Source organism: Corynebacterium frankenforstense DSM 45800 (assembly GCF_001941485.1).
Taxonomy (GTDB): Bacteria; Actinomycetota; Actinomycetes; order Mycobacteriales; family Mycobacteriaceae; genus Corynebacterium; species Corynebacterium frankenforstense.
This window is the reverse complement of record NZ_CP009247.1, coordinates 557,572-573,229: the sequence shown is the minus strand read 5'-3', so window position 1 is coordinate 573,229 and position 15,658 is coordinate 557,572. Positions and strand designations below refer to the sequence as shown.

Sequence of the window (15,658 nt, the reverse complement as noted above, 5' to 3'; positions counted from 1 at the left end):
CTCCGCACGTCCGCCGTGGGCGCACCCGCGCGCACCCGGCACAGCAGGCGCGCGTACGAGCACGCTTGGCGCGGTCCCCGACAACGCGAAACGCGCCACGCCGCGCGGTGCGGGACCGCGGTGCGTGACGCGCAGCGTCGTCAATTGAAGGTCAGAACACGACGCGCAGAATGGAGACCGTGACGGCCGCGACGACCGCGGACGCCGGCAGGGTGACCACCCAGGCGGCGGCGATCGGCTTCATCAGGTTCCAGTTCGCGGCCTTGTTGACGATGCCCACGCCGAGCACCGCGCCGATGAGGATGTGGGTCGAGGAGACCGGCAGACCCAGCAGCGAGGACGTCATGACCACGGCGGCCGCGGACAGCTCCGCGGAGAAGCCGCTGGCCGGGTGCATCTCGGTCAACCCGCTGCCGACGGTCTTGATGACGTAGCGGCCGACGAACCACAGGCCGGCGATCAGGGCGATGCCCATCGCGACCATGACGGCCAGCGGCACCGAGGACTCGGAGGAGATCTCGTTGGTCTTGAGCACGTCGAGCACGGCGATGAACGGCCCGATCGCGTTGGCGATGTCGTTGGAGCCGTGCGAGAAGGCGAAGGCCGAGGCGGTGAAGACCTGCATCCAGCTGAACAGCAGGAACGTCGAGCGCGACAGGTCCTGGCGCTTCAGGGAGCGCGCGAAGATGAACACGGCCATCCACACCACGGCGGCGATCATGCCCATGATGAGGAAGTTGCCGAAGTTCGACAGGGACAGGTTCAGGTTCTTCAGGCCCTTGAACAGCATCATCGCGGAGATGATGACCGAGCCGCCGGCCGCCAGCAGCGGCACCCACACCTCGAGGGCGTGGTGGGCGTCGACGTCGTCGGCCTCGCGGTCGATGCGGTCGAGCTCGCGGTAGTAGTCGGACTCGAGCTCCTCGGGGTCGTGGTCCGGGTCGGAGTAGGTCGTCGAGTCGCGGACCATCGCGTTGGTGTAGGAGATCTGCTGGATCTCGCTGAGGCGCTCGAAGGCGTTCTTGTGGCGGGTCTTCAGCTCGGCGCGCTCGACCTTGATGTCGCGCAGGCGGGAGTCGGCGCGCTCGTTGTAGACGAGGATCGAGTTCTTGATGCTGCGGAAGAGCACCCAGGCGACCACGCCGCCGAGCACCGGGGAGAGCACCCAGGAGATGGCGATGGTGCCGATCTCGCTCCACTGGACCATCGACCAGCCGCCCTTGCCGGTGATGAAGCCGACGGTCAGGGCGGCGCCGACGATGCCGCCGACGATGGAGTGCGTGGTGGACACGGGCCAGCCGAGGCGGGTGGCCACGAGCAGCCAGATGGCGGCGCCGAGCAGGGCGGCCATCATGATGTAGAGGAACTCCGAGGCGTCCAGGCCCTGGATGGCGTCGAGGTCGACGATGCCGGACCGCACGGTGTCGGTGACCTCGCCGCCGGCGAGCACGGCGCCGCTGACCTCGAAGATCGCGGCGACGACGAGCGCCTGCTTCAGTGAGAGCGTGCCGGCGCCGACGGAGGTGCCGAAGGAGTTGGCCACGTCGTTGCCGCCGATGTTGAACGCCATGAACATGGCGAAGGCGATGGCGGTGATCAGGACGATGCGGCTGGCGCCGTCGCCGACGAAGTCGAAAGACCACAGCGTGAAGATGATGATGGTGACCGCGAAGATGGCGCCGAAGGTCAGGTGCCAGCCCCAGTCGTTGGCCTGGGACGCGAGCGATTCACCGCCCTTTTTCGTCTGAGTCGTTGGTGATGCAGTCATGGCCCGGTTCCCTTGTCTCTCTCCGGTTTCTCTGAGGGAGGCGGGCCGCCGTCGCCGGTGGCACCGCCTCCATGTGCGTGCAGGTTCGACGGTCCGCACGGGGCCGCACCCCCAGGTTGGTCGGCCAGCGTGTCCACAGGGACGCCCCAGGGCGACGCCAGGGTTGCGTGCGCGTTAATTCTTCGTGGCGCTTGCCGACGTCCCGTCGGTCCCCGTCGGCGGTTCCGCGCGGCGTGCGCGCGTGGTGGCGCGGGCGCGGGGTACAGCGCAAACGTGGAATTTATGGGATACGCGCATGCACGTGTGCACGCAGGTGCGGGTGAGCCCGGCCGACCAGCTGAGCGACCATGTAGTCCTCACCCGTGTGCGCGCTGGTGCGGCGGGCGAGCCCGACTGTGGAGGCGCGCGTGGGCGGGGTGCGCGCAGGGGCAAGTGAATACGGGACCCAGCAGAAACGACCCGGCCGCGGGCATGCGGCCTAGGTGTAGAGCGCCTCGATGGCCCAGCGGCCCGCGCGCCAGATGAGCAGCCAGGCGTAGGCCGCGCCGTCTTCGCCGTCCTCGCCGGCGACCTGGAGCCGGGCGACCGGCTCGGGACGGTCGACGGGCCAGGGGCCGGCCCAGCCGGTGACCCGGAAGCGGCGCCCGCCCCAGGCCAGCCCGGCGGGGGCGGCGCTGAGCTCGGCCTCGGCGGTGACGGCGACGCGGCGCCCGGAGGCGTCGACGAGCGTGACCCGGCTGGCGGGGTGGTTCGGCCCCGCGCCGAGGCGCGCGGGCAGCGGTCCCGGGATGCGGCCGGGCCACGAGCCCTCGGGCGGCGCCTCGCGGGCCTCGCCGTAGGGCACGAGCTCGACGCGCTCGGCCACCCCGCGGCCGCCGATCAGGCGTGGCTGGAGCACGGCGTCGGCCCCGAGGGTGGAGACGACACGCTCGACGGCGCGGCGGGCGGCCTCTCCCCCGGTGCGCCGGCCCCACAGGGCGGCGACGGTCTCGGGCTCGGCGACCTCGACCGGGTCGAGGGTCAGCGCGACCAGCCCGTCGTCGGGGTCGGGGAAGGCGTCCTGCCCCTCGTCAGCCTGCGCCGGATCTGCCGCGGAGACCGGATGGACTGCACCGGCGGGACGGGAGGGACGGGAAGGCCGTGGGGCAGCATCGGCGTCACCCGCCGCACCGGGCCGCGGGGCGCGGGGGTGGCCCGGGGCGGCGTCGAGGGCGCGGGCGGTCAGCCAGCCGTCGAGCTGCCAGCGCACCCGGTCGGCCGTGGCGGACTCGGTCAGCGGCTCGCGGGTGCGCCACACGCGCGTCAGCCGCTCGCCGCCGGCGAAGTCCGCGGTCACCCGCAGCCGGTTGCACGCCACCCCGGCCTCGGCGAGGCGCGCGTGCAGGCGTGCGGCCAGCTGGCGGGCGGCGAAGGCCGCGGCGTCGACGCGCACCACCGGCTCCGACGGCTCGAGGGCGACCGCCAGGTCCGGGCGCCCGGCCTGCGGGGCGACCAGGCGCTCACCGGCGGCCGTGGCCACCTCGCGCAGCCGCGCCCCGGCCGCGCCGAACCGGGTGACCACGGCCGGGCCGGGCAGGGCGGCCAGCTCCCCGGCCGTGCGCACCCCGAGGCCGACCAGCGTGGCCGCGGTCTCCCCGTCGCAGCCCAGGGCGACCTCGGCGACGAGCTCGGCGAGCGGCAGCGGGGTCAGGAACTCCCGGGAGGCGCCCGGGGCGACGACCCGGCCGTGCCGGGCGGCGAGCACCGCCGTGGACAGCTCGTCGGCGACCCCGGCCAGGCAGTCCACGCCCCGGCGGGCGGCGGCGTCGAGCAGCCGCTCCACCGCGGCGTCCTCGCCGCCGAAGAAGCGCGCCGGCCCGCCCGCGGAGACCACCGCCAGGCCCGGGCGCAACACCTCGACGCTGGCGGCGACCTCGTCGAGCCCCGCGGCCACCGGCTCGAAGGCGCGCGCGTCGCGGTCGGCGTCGGCCTCGGCGACGTCGAGCTCCGGGCACAGCGCCTGGGCCGCGCGCAGCCGCATGCCGCGGCGGACCCCGGCGGCCCGCGCGGCGGTGCCGCAGGCGAGAACGCGGTGCTCGGCGACGACGGCGGCCGGGGCGGTGAGCCCCGCGGCCTGCACGGGCCAGTCGGGGAACCACAGCGCGATGACGCGCGGGGCCTGCGGGACCGCCGCCCCGCGCGCGTCCCCGTGCCTCCGCTCCGCACTCTCCGCATTCGCCGTCACGGGGCCGATTATCGTCTATCGAACACCTGTGCGCCAGCGCTGCCGGTCAGGACCGGACTCAGACCGCGCGCAGCCGCCCGGCGGAACGCCGCACCCCTCCGACAGCGTCGTCGACCGCGCCCTCGGCACCCGCGCCGGCGTCGCGCGCGGCGTCGGCAAGCGGGCCCGGAGCCCCCAGGCGCAGCACCGTCGACCGCGGCGCCGCCCCGCGCACCAGGGTCCGCACGCCGATCTCGAGCACCCGGATGCGCCCGGCGCCGCGGCCCAGCCCGTCGAAGCCGGTCACGCGCGCGCTCACCCGCGCCAGCGGCGAGGGCACGCGCACCCCAACGGCCAGCAGCGCCGCCGTGCCGCCGCGCAGCCGGGCCAGAAGCGGGCGCGCCGCACGCGGGGTGAGCTCGCCCGCACCGCGCCAGACCACCAGGTCCAGGCCGTCGACGAGCACGCCGGCCACCGCCGCCGGCTCCGCCCCGGCCCGCGGCACGGCCACCACGCGGTCAAGCTCCCCGCCGGCCTCGGCGACCCCGGCGAAGGAGAGCTCCGGCCAGCCGACGACCCCGACGCTCAAGCCCGCCGCGGTCGCCCGGGCGAGCGCCTCGGCGACCAGCGCGGCGCACCCGTCGAGCTCGGTGACCGCGCCGCGGGTCAGCGGCAGGGCGGCGTCCAGGCGCGCGCCGAGGCCGAGCACGTGCGCCGCATCGACCACCGCGGCGTCGGCGGTCGAGCCACCGCCGCCCGCCCCCGCACCGCCGGAGAGCGCGGCGACCTTCTCGCGCAGCACCGCGATGGTGCCGGCACGGTCGAGCCCCGCCAGCTCCCCGCCACGAACGCCTGTTCTATCCACGTCCGCGATTATCCCCCGCCCGCCGCCCGAGCGTCAACTGGTAGCGTGAGGCCCCATGACCACGGCATACGGCAGCATGCACGCACACCAGACCCCGATCCCCACCCCGCCGGTGGTGCGCCTGGGCACCTCGGCGCTGTTCGGTCTCGCCGTCGCCGTGCTGACCACCCCGCTGCCCCGTGGGGCGCAGGTCGCCGTGATGATCGTCGCCGTCGCCGCCGGCTGCCTGCTGACCTTCTCACACCCCTACCGCCGCGAGATGCGCGCCTTCCTGGACAAGCGCGGCATCGAGGCCCGCCCGCGCCTGGGCCAGGTGCTGCCGCTGTTTCTGGTCTGGCTCGCGCTCATGCTCGCCCCGCTGCTCGCCCCGGCGGCCACCTGGGTGACGCTGGTGGCCTTCCTCGTCGTCTTCGGCTGGATGTTCTGGGTCTTCCCGCACGTCGACGGCACCCGCGCGCTCGCCTTCGCCGACCCGGAGGAGTAGCGCCCACGGCGCGCGGGCGGGGCGTCGTCAAGCACGCGCACCTCACCTGAACGGGGGTTTGCGCGCCAAAAATTTCGCGTGGTCCAGGACACGGACGACAATTGCCGTCATGTTCCTCTCCGCACTCGACATGCTCGTGCCCACCCACCAGTCCTCCGGCCTGTGGCGCCACCCCGACGCCGAGCCGGAGCAGTACCGCGACCTGGACTTCTGGGTCTCCCACGCGCGCATGCTCGACGAGGCCGGCTTCGACGCCCTCTTCCTCGCCGACGTCGCCGGCATCTACGACGTCTACGGCGGCAGCGGCGCGGCCGCCATCCGCGCCGGCATGCAGTACCCGCTGCTCGACCCGATGCTGCTCATCTCCGCGCTGGCGGCGGCCACCCGGCACCTCGGGTTCGGCGTCACGGCGAACACCTCGTATGAGTCGCCGTACCTGCTCGCCCGGCGCTTCGCCACGCTCGACCAGCTCACCGGCGGGCGCATCGCCTGGAACATCGTCACCGGCTACCAGCCCGGCGCGCTGCGCAACATCGGCGCCCCCGAGCTGGACCACGACACCCGCTACGACCGCGCCGACGAGTTCGCCGAGGTCTGCTACGCGCTGTGGGAGGGCTCCATCGAGCCCGGGGCGCTGGTCTCCGACGCGGAGTCGGGCGTGTACATGGACCCGGCCAAGGTGCACCCCATCGAGCACAGGGGCGAGTGGTTCGACGTGCCGGGCGCGGCGGTGAGCCTGCCCGGCCCGCAGCGCACCCCGTTCCTCTTCCAGGCCGGCTCCTCGCCGCGCGGCCTGGCCTTCGCCGCCCGCCACGCCGAGGCGCTGTTCTTCTCCGGCACCACGCCCGACAACGTCGCCCCGCTGGTCGCCGAGGCGCGCCGCCTGCTCGCCGGGGAGGGCCGCGCCGACTCCGAGCTGACCACGATCACCTCCGTGACCGCCATCGCCGCCGAGACCGACGCCGCCGCCTTCGAGCGCTACGAGTCCTACCTGCGCTACGTCGACCGGGAGGCCGCGCTCGCGCTCTTCGCCGGCTGGACCGGGCTGGACCTGTCGACCTACGGCCCCGACGACGTGCTCGAGGACGTCGAGATCCAGGGCAACCGCTCCGCGCTGCAGTCCTTCACCAGCCTGGACCCCACGCGGCGCTGGACCGTCGGCGACCTGGCCGCGCACATGACCATCGGCGGGCGCGGGCCGGTCTTCGTCGGTTCGGGTGCGACGATCGCCGACGAGCTCGAGCGCTGGCTGCGCGAGTCCGGCGTCGACGGCTTCAACGTCGACTACGCCCTGCGCGGGCCCGACATGCGCGCCTTCGCCGAGCACGTGGTGCCGGTGCTGCGTGCGCGCGGGCTCGTCTCGGCCGAGGATTCGATTGACGACGCCGCGCCGCGCACCCTGCGTGCGCGCGTGGCGGGTTCCGACCTGCTTCCGGCCACGCACCCGGCGGCGAAGTACCGCCGGTAGGGGCCGGGGCGCTGCCGCACCCCGCGCCGGGGAGGGAGCACGTCGCGGGGGGCGGCGTCGGGCTCAGCGGCCGCCGCGGCGGTCCTGCTCGGCGCGGATGCGCTCGGAGACGTCCTGGATCTTGTTGTTCGCCCACACGTAGAACAGGTGGCAGGCGTAGAAGACCGCCCAGATGCCGAGGAACGTCGGCAGCCACCAGCCCCAGTAGAGGTCGGACTGCCAGATGAAGATCGCCGTGAACAGCAGGGCGAACAGCAGCGTGCGGGTGGGGTCGACGTGGAAGAAGATGCGCTCGCGTCCGCGGCGCTCACGTGCGGCCATGGTTGACTCCCTTCGGTTCCGGTCGGGCTTTCCGCCCGCTCAGTCCAGGTCGCGCGAGGCGGCCCAGCGCGACAGCGCGTAGCGGTTGGACTGCTGCGTCTTGCGCAGGATGTTGGAGGCGTGCGTCTCCACGGTCTTGACGGAGATGAACAGCTCCTTGCCGATCTCCCGGTAGGTGTAGCCGCGCGCCAAAAGCCGCAGCACCTCCAGCTCACGTGGGGTCAGCTCGTCGACCACAGGGTCGTGCGCGCCGGCGGCCGCCGGGCCGTGGCCGGCGAAGGCGTCGAGGACGAAGCCGGCCAGCCGCGGCGAGAAGTAGGCGTCGCCGCCGTCGACGCGCTCGACGGCGTGGGCGAGCTCCGCGCCGTCGATCGACTTGGTCACGTAGCCGCGCGCGCCGGCGCGGATGACCGAGATGACGTCCTCGGCGGCGTCGGAGACGCTCAGCGCCAGAAAGCGCGGCTCCGCGCCCGCGTCGTGGACCCGCCGGATGACGGCCACCCCGCCGCCGTCGGGCATGTGCACGTCGAGCAGCACCACGTCGGGCCGGGTGCGCACGATCCCCGTGACGGCGTCGGCGACGGTGCCGGCGTCGCCGACGATCTCGCAGCCGGGCTGGGCGCCCAGCTCGGCGCGCACGCCGGAGCGGAACACGGAGTGGTCGTCGACGAGGAAGACTCGGGTCATGCGGCCAAGGATACCGCCCGCGCCCGGCCCGCTCAGTCGAGCTCCACGGCCACGCGCACCTCGGTGCCCTCCCCCGGCGTCGAGCGCACCGTCGCGGTGCCGCCCACCCGCTCGACGCGCCCGTGCACGGAGTCGGCCAGCCCGTGGCGGTCGGCGGGCACCGCCTCCGGATCGAAGCCGCGGCCGCGGTCGCGCACGAAGATCTCGAGGCGCCCGCCGAGCAGCTCGGCGTAGACGTCCGCGCCGTCCACCCCGGCGTGCTTGGCCACGTTCACGCACGCCTCGCGCGCGGCCAGGACGGCGGCCTGCGCGGCGTCGGAAAGCGGCCTGTCCTCGCCGACGGTGACGGGTGCCAGGTGCAACCCGAAGAGGTCCTCGACCTCGCCGCAGGCGCGCTCCAGTGCGCCGAAGACGCTCAGGGTCTGCTTCTCCTGGGTGTCGAAGAGCCACTGGCGCAGCTCGCGCTCCTGGCTGCGCGCCAGGCGCGAGACGGTCTCGGGCTCGGCGGCGTTCTTCTGGATCAGCGCGAGCGTCTGCAGCACCGAGTCGTGCAAGTGGGCCGCGATCGCGGCGCGCTGCTCGCCGGCGAGTTTCTCGGCGCGCTCGGTGGACAGCCGCTCGGAGACGCGCAGCGCGGCGGGCACGCCGATGACGGCCACGCCGGCCAGGGTGAACACGACGGCGGTGAGCGCCTGGACGAAGCCGTCGGAGCTGGTGCCCACCAGCAGCACGACCACACCGACGAAGACCAGCCCCGTACCCACGAGCACGGAGGCGACCCCGGCGGCCCCGCGCACGCCGCGGTCGTAGGCCTGCCAGGCCAGCACGGCGCCGAGCGCGACGACGACCAGCGGCACCAGGAGCTCGACGTGGAGCCCGCCCTCGCCGTCGGTGCTCACCGACATCGTCGAGCCGAGCACCAGGGTGACCAGGATCAGCCCCCACCACCCGAGAGCGGGCACGCGGGTGCGCGTCGGCGGGGCGTCGGCGGTCCCGGCGTCACGCGTGCTGACCAGCCAGATGCCTGCGTAAAGCAGCACGCCCACCCCGCCGGTGACCGTCAGGCCGAGCAGCACCAGGCGCACCCAGAACACGTCGACGCCCAGGTGGCGCGCGAGGCCCGCGGCCACGCCGGCGAAGACCGCACCCTCGCGCGGGCGGGTGTAGACCGGGTAGGCCACCTCCCCGCGGATGCGCGCGCCGGACTGCTTTCGGAACATGCCCTCCATCTTCCCCGCCACGGTGCCCGCGCACATCGGGGGTTTCCCTGATGCGCCCCGGCGACGCACCGGAGAGAATAAGGGCATGGACACGAATACCGCGGGTGAGCTGGCCCGCCGGATCTGGGCGACGCGCCCGCCGCGCCTGTCGGGCTCCCCGGGTGCGGGGGTGTGCGAGGGCATCGGCGTGCGCTACCGCATCGACCCGGTGCTCGTGCGCGTGCTCTTCGTCGTCGGCGCGTTCATCTGGGTGACCAGCGTGCCGATCTACCTGATCCTGTGGGGCCTGATGCCCCGCTACGGCGTGCCCTACTCGCCGTTCGAGTCACTCGGCCGGCCCGGCTCCGACAGCAAGGACCGCACGGCCGGCGTCCTGCTGCTCATCTTCGCCGTGCTGACCTCGGGGTTGCTCGGCTCGAGCCTGGTCGACGGCGCGGCGCTGGCGTTCCTGGTCTCCCTGGCGCTGGCCGGCGGCGCGATCGTGCTGCTGCACAAGCGCACCCCGGTGCCGCCGCCCGGGCTGGTCGCCGCGCAGCGCCCCGTCGGCGGGGACGCACCCGTCGATGGTGGTTCCGGCGATGCTTCCGGCGATACGCCCGGCGAGGGGCGGGACGGCACAGGCGCCGTCGGCGCGGGTGCCGCGGGCGGCGCGGGTGCCGCCCCCTGGGCCGATCTGTCCGGCTACAAGGTCGCCGAGGGCTGGCCGGACCCGCGGGCGGGCGCGCAGCGCCAGGCCCCGGCCGGCGACTGGGACCCGCTGGGCGCGGCGCCCTACGACTGGCGTGACCAGGGCCGCACGGACTACCGGGCGAAGAACCCCGACTCCACGGGGGCCAGCTACCCCGGCGACGGCACGGGCGGCGCCCAGGACGCACCGTGGTACGCCGACGCCGCCGTCGGGGCCGGCTCCGGCGCGAGCACCCACTACACGGGCGCAGACTTCGCCGGGCGGCCGGGGAGGAAGCGGCGCAACTGGCCGCTGATCGTCGCCGGGGCGCTGCTCGGCGCCCTGATCGGCGTGGCCGGGCTGCTGCTCGCCGGCGGCGCGGTCTTCGGCGAGGACCACCACGCCCCCGCCTCGGAGGCGGACCTGCGGGACGACTACGAGGGCGGAATGAAGGCCCTGACGGTGGATCTGACGGACGTCGGCCCGCTCGACGAACAGCACACGGTGACCGTGAGCTCGGGCCTGGGGCCCACCCAGGTCTTCCTGCCGGCCGACGTCCCGCTGCACCTGGAGTGCGACGAGGGCCTCGGCGAAATGGACTGCCGGCCCGGCGACTACAACACCGGCGCGGGCGGAGCCCGGATGACGGTCGTCGTCGAGGGCGGGCTCGCGCCCACGCCCACGACGGTGGCGGTGGTCAGCGACCCGCCCGAGGACCGCGACGCGGACTAGACGGGCCTCCGGACGCCGGGGGCTCCGGGGCACCTAGGCCGCCTGCACGGCCCCTCCCCCGGGGCCCCGGGATCAGGGCCGGGGCCGGGGGTGGGTCACTCCCACTCGATGGTTGCCGGCGGCTTCGAGGTCACGTCGAGGACCACACGGTTGACGTCGGCGACCTCGTTGGTGATGCGCGTCGAGACGGTCTCGAGGACCTCGTAGGGGATGCGCACCCAGTCGGCGGTCATGGCGTCCTCGGAGGAGACCGGGCGCAGCACCACGGGGTGGCCGTAGGTGCGGTGGTCGCCCTGCACGCCCACCGAGCGGACGTCGGCGAGCAGCACCACGGGGCACTGCCAGATCTGGTCGTCGAGGCCGGCGGCGGTGAGCTCCTCGCGCACGATGGCGTCGGCGGCGCGCAGCGTCTCGAGGCGCTCGGCGGTCACCTCGCCGATGATGCGGATGCCCAGGCCCGGGCCCGGGAAAGGCTGGCGGGCGACGATGACCTCGGGCAGGCCGAGCTCGCGGCCGACGGCGCGCACCTCGTCCTTGAACAGCAGCCGCAACGGCTCCACCAGGGTGAACTCGACGTCGTCGGGAAGCCCGCCGACGTTGTGGTGGCTCTTGATGTTGGCGGTGCCGGAGCCGCCGCCGGACTCGACGACGTCCGGGTACAGGGTGCCCTGCACCAGGAAGTCCACGCTGGCGCCGGCGGGGGCGTCGGCGAGCACGCCGGAGACGGCGCGCTCGAAGGAGCGGATGAACTCGGCGCCGATCGCCTTGCGCTTGGCCTCCGGGTCGGTCACACCGGACAGCTTGGCCAGGAAGGCCCCGGACTCGTCGACGGTGACCAGCTTGGCGCCGGTGGCGGCGACGAAGTCGTTCTCCACCTGCTCGCGCTCGCCGGCGCGCAGCAGGCCGTGGTCGACGAACACGCAGGTCAGTCGGTCACCGATGGCGCGCTGCACGAGCGCGGCGGCCACGGCGGAGTCCACACCGCCGGACAGCCCGCAGATCGCGTAGCCGTCGCCGACCTGCTCGCGCACGCCCTCGATGAGCTCCTGGGCGATGTTGGCGGCGGTCCAGTCCTGCTCGAGGCCCGCGACGTCGGTGAGGAAGCGGGTGAGCACCTCCTGGCCGTGCGGCGAGTGCAGCACCTCGGGGTGGTACTGGACGCCGGCCATGCGCTTCTCGGGGCACTCGAAGGCGGCGACGGGCGCGCCGGCGGAGCTGGCGGTGGCGGTGAAGCCCTCGGGGGCCTCGGTCACGGCGTCGCCGTGGCTCATCCAGACCTTGTGGGTGTGCTCGAAGCCCTGGTGCAGCACGCCGGTGTCGACGGTGAGGTCGGTGCGGCCGTACTCGCGGCGGCCCGTGGCGGAGACGGTGCCGCCGAGCTGCTGCGTCATGATCTGGAAGCCGTAGCAGATGCCGAAGACGGGCAGGCCCAGCTTCAGGATCTCCGGGTCCAGGGAGGGCGCACCGTCGGCGTAGACGGAGGCGGGCCCGCCGGAGAGGATGAGGGCGGCGGCGTTCTTCTCGCGCACCTCGTCGGCGGTGATGGTGTGGGGCACGACCTCGGAGTAGATGCGGGCCTCGCGCACGCGACGCGCGATGAGCTGCGCGTACTGGGCGCCGAAGTCCACGACGAGGACGGGGCTGTTCTTGGTCTCGATCGGCTGCGTCACGGTGTCTGATCCTAGTCGATGCGCCGGTGGCACCCCGATTCGGCTCCGCTCCCCTCCCCCGCGTCTTGTGCTTGCCGACGTCCGCTCACTCACCGTCCGGCGGGCAACGCGCGCGCGAGCGCGGCGCGCACCGCACGTAGCGCGGGCAGGTGCTCCCGTCCGGCGTTGACCACCGAGTACAACCGGCGGGTGGGGTCCCCGGGGAGGCGCACCCGGCGCACGCCCTCCAGGTGCGGGACGAGCAGGCCGGAGACCATGGCCACGGCGTGTCCGTCGGCGACGAGCTGGGCCTGCAGCATCGGGTCGATGGTCTCGTAGACGACTCTCGGGCTGAACCCGGCGTGCCAGCAGGCCGCGTGCGCCCAGCTGCCCGGCGGGGTGCCGGGCGGGTCGAGCGCCCAGGGCGCGGCCGCGAGCTCGCCGAGCTCACGGGCGGACCACGGCCCGCTCGGCGGGGTGATCAGCACCCAGGGGTCGTCGACAAGGTGTTCGCGGTGCAGCCCGCTGGCCGCGCTCGCGCCGACGGTCGCCGTCAGCGAGAACTCCTCGCCGAGCAGGAGGTCCAGGCGGCGGGCGCGCAGGTCGTCGAGTCCCTCGGCGAGCTCGCGCTGGAAGACGCGCACCGTCAGGCCGGGGTGGCGTTGGGCCAGTTCGGCGATGGCTGTGGGCACGACCCCGGAGAGCACCGACTGGAAGGAGCCGAGGCGTACCGTCCCGCGGACCTCCTCGGTGGCCATGGCGGCCTCGGCCTCGCGGGCCAAAGCGAGCAGCCGCTCGGCGTAGTCGACGAGCTGCTCGCCCTTGGCTGTCAGCCGCAGGCGCCGGCCGTCGCGTTCGGTCAGCGGGCAGCCGGCCTCGGCCTCGAGCTGGGCGAGCTGCTGCGAGATCGCCGAGTGGGTGTAGTTGAGCTGCGCGGCGACTGCCCCGACCGTGCCCAGGCGGGCGAACTCGCTGAGCACGCGCAGGCGCTGGAGATTGAACACGTGCGTCCCCTTCCACCGGCTCATCCGTCAGTTTCTGTTAACTGTACAGGCGAGAAAACGTCGCTTTTCTTTGACTGTCGCCTGCGCCATTCTCGAGGTCATGACCGTCTCCTCCTCCTCCCCCGTCGGCGACGGCGGGGACGTGGCCGGTGGTGCAAGGCCCGGCGCGCCCGGCGCAGCGTCGGACGCAGCACCCGACCGTTCGCGCGTCACCGGCGTGCTCCTCGTGCTCGGCTCGTGCGCGTCCCTGCAGTTCGGCGCCTCCGCGGCCACCCAGGTCTTCCCGGCGGCCGGGCCCTGGGGTGTCACGGTGCTGCGCCTGGCCTTCGCCGGGATCGTGCTGACGGCCATGGCCCGCCCGCGGGTCGGTAAGTGGTCGCGCGGGACGTGGGTCAAGGTCGTGCTCTTCGGTGTCTCGCTGGGCCTGATGAACGGCTTCTTCTACGCCTCGATCGCGCGCATCCCCCTCGGGGTGGCCGTCACGGTCGAGTTTCTGGGGCCGCTGCTCCTGGCCGCGGCCACGGGACGGCGCGCCCGGGACTTCGCGTGGGTCGCCCTGGCACTGGCGGGCATCCTGCTCATCGGCTTCGACTCGTTGGCGGGGGCGACCTCGCTGGACCCGCTGGGCATCGTCTTCGCCCTGGTGGCCGGGGCGTTCTGGGCGGCCTACATCCTCTCCTCGGCCCGGGTGGGCGCCGCCGTCGACGGGCAGGGCGGGCTGGCGGTGGCCTTCCTCGTCGGCGCACTGGTGCAGGTGCCCGCCGGTTTCCACGGCGCGGGTGTCATTCTCGCGGACCCGGCGTTGATCGGCTGGATGGCGCTGACCGCGCTCTTCGGTTCGCTGGTGCCCTACACCCTGGAGCTGGGCGCGCTGCGCCGGCTGCCGGTGGGCGTCTTCGGCATCCTGCTCTCGCTGGAGCCCGTCTTCGCCGCCGCCATCGGCTGGTGGCTGCTCGGCCAGACCCCGAGCGCGGCCGTGTGGGCCGCGGTGGTCTGCGTGGTGGCGGCCAGCGTGGGCACCACCCGCAGCAAGCCGACCAACTGAGCCTCCGGTCGGGGCTACCAGCCGCGGGTGGCGCGCTGCAGGGCGTCCTCCACCTCGGCGACGAGGTGACGCAGCTCGGCGACGTCCGGGCGGGGTAGCCGACCGGCCCGCCGGCGGTGCCCTGCCGCGGGAGTTGTCACCAGCCGCGGGTGGCGCGCTGCAGGGCGTCCTCCACCTCGGCGACGAGGTGACGCAGCTCGGCGACGTCCGGGCGGGCCAGCGCGGAGAGCGAGCCGGAGGCCGCGGTCAGCTGGGCGGCCGCGGCCCGGGTCTCCTCGGCGGCGGCCGAGACGGTCTCGACGAGCTCGCGGGCGCCGCCCGTCAGGTGCTCGACGTCGGTGTCGTCGAGCCAGCCGGCGATCATGCCCTGCACCGGCTCCATGATGCGGGCGACCGAGCCGGCCTTGGAGTTCAGGCGGGTGACCAGGCGCTCCTCGCGGGTGACCTGCTCGTCGAGGGAGTCGATGCCCGCCTTCAGCGCGGTGCACAGCGCCGTGAGCGACTCCGGGGAGTCCGCGGCGCCCGGTTCGACGGCGAAGGTGCCCGCCGCGGCGGTCTGCAGGCGCACCAGCGCCAGCGAGAACAGCGCCTCGCGGGAGGCACGGTCCACCCGCTCGATGAGCCCGGAGAGCTCCTCGAGGTAGCCGCCGACGATGCCGTGCATGTTCGCCCAGATCTGCAGCGGGGCCAGCAGCAGGGTGCGCTGCGGGCCGGTCAGGTCCAGCTCGTCGGCGGCGGCGCGCACCCGCTCGCCGGCGCCCGCGGCCTCGGAGACCCGGGCGGTCAGCCCGCTGAGTTCCTCGGTGAGCGCGCCGGTCTCCTCCTGGCCGCGGGTCCAGTCGCCGAGCAGGTCGTGGGCGCGGTGCAGCGCGGCGATCATCTCCGCGGCCGCGGCCTTCGCCGTGACGGCTGCGTCCGGGGACCCCGTCCCGGTACCCCCGTCGGCCGCGCCGTTCGCGGCCCCGGACTCCGCGGGGGCGTCGGGAAGCGCGGCGCCGGCGGCCTCGCGCGCGGCGAGCTCGGCGGGCAGCAGCCCCCACTGGAAGCGCTCGTAGCTCTCGGCACCGAGGGCCTCGGGCAGCGCCGCGGCGGTGTCCCGGGCGGCCTCGCGGCGGGTCCGGCCGGCGTGCTCGGCCGCGCGCTCCTGCTCACGCGCCTCGGCGTAGAGCGCGAAGGCCCGGTCGGCGGCCTCCGTCATCGGGCGGGTGCGCACCGAGAGGTAGCCGCCCGCGGGCAGCGGGGTGACCGTGGCCAGCACCTCGTAGGGGCTGCCGTCGGCGGACCGGTTGCGCACGAAGCCCGCGAACGGGCGCTCCGCCTCGAGGGCGTCCCACATGACGCGGAAGACGCCGGCGGGCATGTCGGGGTGGCGCACGATGTTGTGCGGGGCGCCGACCAGCTCCTCGAGCGGGTACTTGGACAGCCGCACGAAGACCTTGTTGGCCAGCGTGATGCGGCCCTTGTCGTCGGTGGTCGAGAAGAAGACGTCGTCCAGGCCGACCGGGTTCTCTTGCCGGTTCATCGTCGTTGTTTTCAGCTCTGTTT

14 protein-coding genes are annotated in these 15,658 nt (G+C 74.2%); 4 read left to right on the top strand and 10 right to left on the bottom strand.

The features are described from left to right. Positions 1–151 precede the first annotated feature (151 nt). The 3 genes from CFRA_RS02455 to CFRA_RS02445 all read right to left on the bottom strand — a co-directional run bounded on the left by CFRA_RS02455 (position 152) and on the right by CFRA_RS02445 (position 4,836). Positions 152–1,768 carry an inorganic phosphate transporter gene (locus CFRA_RS02455; RefSeq protein ID WP_075663307.1) on the bottom strand — a complete coding sequence of 539 codons (1,617 nt, stop codon included), beginning with the start codon at positions 1,766–1,768 and terminating at the stop codon, positions 152–154. Between the two features lie 478 nt (positions 1,769–2,246). Further along, on the bottom strand, positions 2,247–3,887 hold the full coding sequence (locus CFRA_RS11815) for a DNA polymerase Y family protein (protein WP_425429717.1): 1,641 nt from the start codon (positions 3,885–3,887) through the stop codon (positions 2,247–2,249). 163 nt (positions 3,888–4,050) lie between these two features. Beyond that, positions 4,051–4,836, bottom strand: a complete 786-nt coding sequence (locus tag CFRA_RS02445; protein ID WP_211272334.1) for a hypothetical protein — start codon at positions 4,834–4,836, stop codon at positions 4,051–4,053. A 55-nt stretch (positions 4,837–4,891) separates the two neighbouring features. Here CFRA_RS02445 and CFRA_RS02440 point away from each other — a divergent pair, with 55 nt between their 5' ends. Together CFRA_RS02440 and CFRA_RS02435 are read left to right on the top strand one after the other, a co-directional pair. Then, positions 4,892–5,320, top strand: coding sequence for a hypothetical protein (locus CFRA_RS02440; RefSeq protein ID WP_075663304.1), 429 nt, complete (start codon positions 4,892–4,894; stop codon positions 5,318–5,320). A gap of 109 nt (positions 5,321–5,429) precedes the next feature. Then, on the top strand, positions 5,430–6,788 hold the full coding sequence (locus tag CFRA_RS02435; protein WP_075663303.1) for an NtaA/DmoA family FMN-dependent monooxygenase: 1,359 nt from the start codon (positions 5,430–5,432) through the stop codon (positions 6,786–6,788). Positions 6,789–6,851: 63 nt separating this feature from the next. Here the strand turns inward: CFRA_RS02435 and CFRA_RS02430 are convergent, their stop codons facing one another. From CFRA_RS02430 to CFRA_RS02420, 3 genes are read right to left on the bottom strand one after another with little or no spacing between them, the layout of a single operon-like run. Continuing rightward, entirely contained in the window at positions 6,852–7,109 is a 258-nt protein-coding gene (locus CFRA_RS02430) for a hypothetical protein (protein ID WP_075663302.1), read from the bottom strand. A gap of 39 nt (positions 7,110–7,148) precedes the next feature. After that, positions 7,149–7,796, bottom strand: a complete 648-nt coding sequence (locus tag CFRA_RS02425) for a response regulator (protein WP_075663301.1) — start codon at positions 7,794–7,796, stop codon at positions 7,149–7,151. A 32-nt stretch (positions 7,797–7,828) separates the two neighbouring features. After that, positions 7,829–9,016 carry an ATP-binding protein gene (locus tag CFRA_RS02420; RefSeq protein ID WP_211272333.1) on the bottom strand — a complete coding sequence of 396 codons (1,188 nt, stop codon included), beginning with the start codon at positions 9,014–9,016 and terminating at the stop codon, positions 7,829–7,831. 85 nt (positions 9,017–9,101) lie between these two features. Here CFRA_RS02420 and CFRA_RS02415 point away from each other — a divergent pair, with 85 nt between their 5' ends. Beyond that, a complete protein-coding gene (locus tag CFRA_RS02415; protein WP_075663300.1) occupies positions 9,102–10,415 on the top strand; it encodes a PspC domain-containing protein in 1,314 nt (437 codons plus the stop codon). 95 nt (positions 10,416–10,510) lie between these two features. Here the strand turns inward: CFRA_RS02415 and guaA are convergent, their stop codons facing one another. Continuing rightward, on the bottom strand, positions 10,511–12,085 hold the full coding sequence (guaA, locus tag CFRA_RS02410; protein ID WP_075663299.1) for a glutamine-hydrolyzing GMP synthase: 1,575 nt from the start codon (positions 12,083–12,085) through the stop codon (positions 10,511–10,513). 89 nt (positions 12,086–12,174) lie between these two features. Beyond that, positions 12,175–13,068: a LysR family transcriptional regulator gene (locus tag CFRA_RS02405; RefSeq protein WP_075663298.1), complete on the bottom strand. Its 894-nt coding sequence runs from the start codon at positions 13,066–13,068 to the stop codon at positions 12,175–12,177. A 100-nt stretch (positions 13,069–13,168) separates the two neighbouring features. On the opposite strand from CFRA_RS02405, the gene CFRA_RS02400 reads away from it, so the two are divergent. Further along, positions 13,169–14,113 carry an EamA family transporter gene (locus CFRA_RS02400; RefSeq protein WP_083667005.1) on the top strand — a complete coding sequence of 315 codons (945 nt, stop codon included), beginning with the start codon at positions 13,169–13,171 and terminating at the stop codon, positions 14,111–14,113. 14 nt (positions 14,114–14,127) lie between these two features. Here CFRA_RS02400 and CFRA_RS11965 read toward each other — a convergent pair whose 3' ends face one another. Then, positions 14,128–14,253, bottom strand: a complete 126-nt coding sequence (locus CFRA_RS11965) for a hypothetical protein (RefSeq protein WP_281247464.1) — start codon at positions 14,251–14,253, stop codon at positions 14,128–14,130. Continuing rightward, positions 14,250–15,635, bottom strand: coding sequence for a PAS domain-containing protein (locus CFRA_RS02395; RefSeq protein ID WP_075663296.1), 1,386 nt, complete (start codon positions 15,633–15,635; stop codon positions 14,250–14,252). Before CFRA_RS02395 ends, CFRA_RS11965 begins: the two co-directional genes overlap by 4 nt. Positions 15,636–15,658 lie beyond the last annotated feature (23 nt).

What these genes read in the sequence shown, in the direction of transcription:
- CFRA_RS02430 (WP_075663302.1), bottom strand. Translation starts at nt 7,109, where the DNA reads ATGGCCGCACGTGAGCGCCGCGGACGCGAGCGCATCTTCTTCCACGTC.
- CFRA_RS02395 (WP_075663296.1), bottom strand. Translation starts at nt 15,635, where the DNA reads ATGAACCGGCAAGAGAACCCGGTCGGCCTGGACGACGTCTTCTTCTCG.
- CFRA_RS02420 (WP_211272333.1), bottom strand. Translation starts at nt 9,016, where the DNA reads ATGTTCCGAAAGCAGTCCGGCGCGCGCATCCGCGGGGAGGTGGCCTAC.
- CFRA_RS02455 (WP_075663307.1), bottom strand. Translation starts at nt 1,768, where the DNA reads ATGACTGCATCACCAACGACTCAGACGAAAAAGGGCGGTGAATCGCTC.
- CFRA_RS02440 (WP_075663304.1), top strand. Translation starts at nt 4,892, where the DNA reads ATGACCACGGCATACGGCAGCATGCACGCACACCAGACCCCGATCCCC.
- CFRA_RS02425 (WP_075663301.1), bottom strand. Translation starts at nt 7,796, where the DNA reads ATGACCCGAGTCTTCCTCGTCGACGACCACTCCGTGTTCCGCTCCGGC.
- CFRA_RS02400 (WP_083667005.1), top strand. Translation starts at nt 13,169, where the DNA reads ATGACCGTCTCCTCCTCCTCCCCCGTCGGCGACGGCGGGGACGTGGCC.
- CFRA_RS02435 (WP_075663303.1), top strand. Translation starts at nt 5,430, where the DNA reads ATGTTCCTCTCCGCACTCGACATGCTCGTGCCCACCCACCAGTCCTCC.
- CFRA_RS02415 (WP_075663300.1), top strand. Translation starts at nt 9,102, where the DNA reads ATGGACACGAATACCGCGGGTGAGCTGGCCCGCCGGATCTGGGCGACG.